3 protein-coding genes are annotated in these 1,958 nt (G+C 43.1%); all 3 read left to right on the forward strand.

Features of this window, described 5'->3' with window-relative positions; translation table 11 throughout:
- The first annotated feature begins 153 nt into the window (after window positions 1-153).
- The 3 genes from V7Z60_RS02520 to V7Z60_RS02530 all read left to right on the forward strand — a co-directional run bounded on the left by V7Z60_RS02520 (window position 154) and on the right by V7Z60_RS02530 (window position 1,924).
- Entirely contained in the window at window positions 154-387 is a 234-nt protein-coding gene (locus tag V7Z60_RS02520) for a YqgQ family protein (protein ID WP_129915944.1), read from the forward strand.
- On the forward strand, window positions 387-1,349 hold the full coding sequence (locus tag V7Z60_RS02525) for an ROK family glucokinase (RefSeq protein ID WP_334116042.1): 963 nt from the start codon (window positions 387-389) through the stop codon (window positions 1,347-1,349). The genes V7Z60_RS02520 and V7Z60_RS02525 overlap by 1 nt, the downstream gene beginning before the upstream one ends.
- 149 nt (window positions 1,350-1,498) lie before the next feature.
- Window positions 1,499-1,924 carry a rhodanese-like domain-containing protein gene (locus tag V7Z60_RS02530; protein ID WP_334116081.1) on the forward strand — a complete coding sequence of 142 codons (426 nt, stop codon included), beginning with the start codon at window positions 1,499-1,501 and terminating at the stop codon, window positions 1,922-1,924.
- Window positions 1,925-1,958: the final 34 nt, after the last annotated feature.

Raw genomic sequence — 1,958 nt, forward strand, 5'->3', positions numbered from 1 at the left:
TCGGATACGTCGTTGGAGCACCGAAAATCGGCAAAATCCCCGTGTTCAAAAGAATCATATGTGCACTGGCAATTTTAATGTTTTTGCTTGTAATGTTCAAATCGGGTTTCGTTTATCAGTATTTTAAAGTATAATTATTTTTGGAGGACTTTTATGAAGACTTTGTACGATGTCCAACAGTTGCTTAAACGTTTCGGAATATTTGTCTATGTTGGAAAAAGACTTTGGGATATTGAACTGATGGCTTTGGAATTGGATAATTTATACAAAGCTCAGGCGATTGACCAAAAAACTTTTCTCAGCGCGAAGCTTGTTTTAGAAAGAGAGCATCGTTACGAGGAAAAGCGTGAAAGGACGAAAAAGAACACAACGGAGGATGAAGTGTAATGGATAAGAAACTTATCGGCGTTGACCTTGGCGGGACGACAATCAAATTTGCGATTTTGACACTGGATGGCGAGGTTCAGCAGAAATGGAGCATCAAGACTAATATTTTAGATGAAGGTTCGCATATCGTTCCTGATATCATCGAATCAATCAATCATCATCTTGATTTGTATGAAATGAAGCCGGAACAGTTTATCGGAATTGGAATGGGAACTCCCGGGACGGTTGACGTTGAAAAGGGAACCGTTATCGGTGCTTATAATTTGAACTGGAAAACGTTGCAAAACGTTAAGGAAGAAGTGGAAGAAGGCACGGGAATTGCCTTTGCCATCGACAATGATGCCAACGTTGCCGCCTTGGGTGAACAATGGAAAGGTGCTGGCGAAAATGCGGCCAATGTTGCTTTCATTACCTTAGGAACCGGTGTCGGCGGCGGCATCATCGCTGACGGAAAGCTTCTTCATGGTATGGGTGCCGCCGGTGAAGTCGGTCACGTCAACGTTGAACCGGACGGATATCTTTGCACCTGCGGAAATCGCGGATGTCTTGAAACATATGCATCAGCGACAGGCGTCGTTCGTGTTGCACGCGATATGGCAGAAGAATTCGCCGGAAAGTCTGCACTTAAAGATGCTGTTGACAATGGTGATGACGTTACATCGAAGATGGTTTTTGACTTGGCTAAGGAAGACGATGTACTGGCTGTCAAAGTCGTTGACCGCGTTTGCCGCTATCTTGGCCTTGCATGCGCAAATCTCAGCAGTATTTTGCATCCGGAATATATCGTCATCGGTGGTGGTGTTTCTGCTGCCGGAAACTTCTTATTGGAGCAGGTCGCCGAATATTTCAAGCAATATGCTTTTCCGACGATTCGCAACACGACAAGGATCAAACTGGCACGTCTTGGCAACGATGCCGGTGTAATAGGTGCAGCTTCTCTTGCGCTTAGATTTAAAGATTAGAACAAGACGTGTTTGCATCAGCCCTGTTGCAGAAATGTAACGGGGATTTTTTATATCATAGACTTGATTTTATCATCATAATATGCTGATATTATATTAGACGCTTTTTTAGTCTAGGAATCTGGAAAGAGGGATTAATCGTGAGTTTAATGTTAGGCGCGGCGCATTCGGTATTTTTCTATGTCAACATCGTGTTGATTACAATTCTTGTCGTAATGATTGGAACGCAGCTTTACTGGTTTGTTCGTTCTAAAATTTCAGGAAACGTGATTGACGGTGAGAAATTCGCAAAGGGAATCCATCGTGGGCAGGTGGTTGACTTGCGCGATGAAAACAAGTTTAAGAAAGACCATATGCTTGGAGCGCGCAATATGCCCTTTATGCAATTCAAGATGTATAAAGATGCCTTGAGAAAGGACATGCCTGTTTATTTATATGATGAAGGCGTGCAATACCCGATTAAAGTATCTTCAAAGCTCAAGAAAGAGGGCTTCAAGGAAGTGTATATTCTCAAGGGCGGCTATTCTGCATGGGAAGGCAAGAAGAAAGGGACAAAAGTTTCTTCTGACAAATAATAGAAAAAGCGAGCGGAATTCTGGCCGCTCGCTT

It is taken from the genome of Ligilactobacillus sp., from assembly GCF_036846325.1.
Classification (GTDB): domain Bacteria; phylum Bacillota; class Bacilli; order Lactobacillales; family Lactobacillaceae; genus Ligilactobacillus.

Coding starts and splice junctions, on each gene's coding strand:
- V7Z60_RS02520 (WP_129915944.1), top strand. CDS start 154: ATGAAGACTTTGTACGATGTCCAACAGTTGCTTAAACGTTTCGGAATA.
- V7Z60_RS02525 (WP_334116042.1), top strand. CDS start 387: ATGGATAAGAAACTTATCGGCGTTGACCTTGGCGGGACGACAATCAAA.
- V7Z60_RS02530 (WP_334116081.1), top strand. CDS start 1,499: ATGTTAGGCGCGGCGCATTCGGTATTTTTCTATGTCAACATCGTGTTG.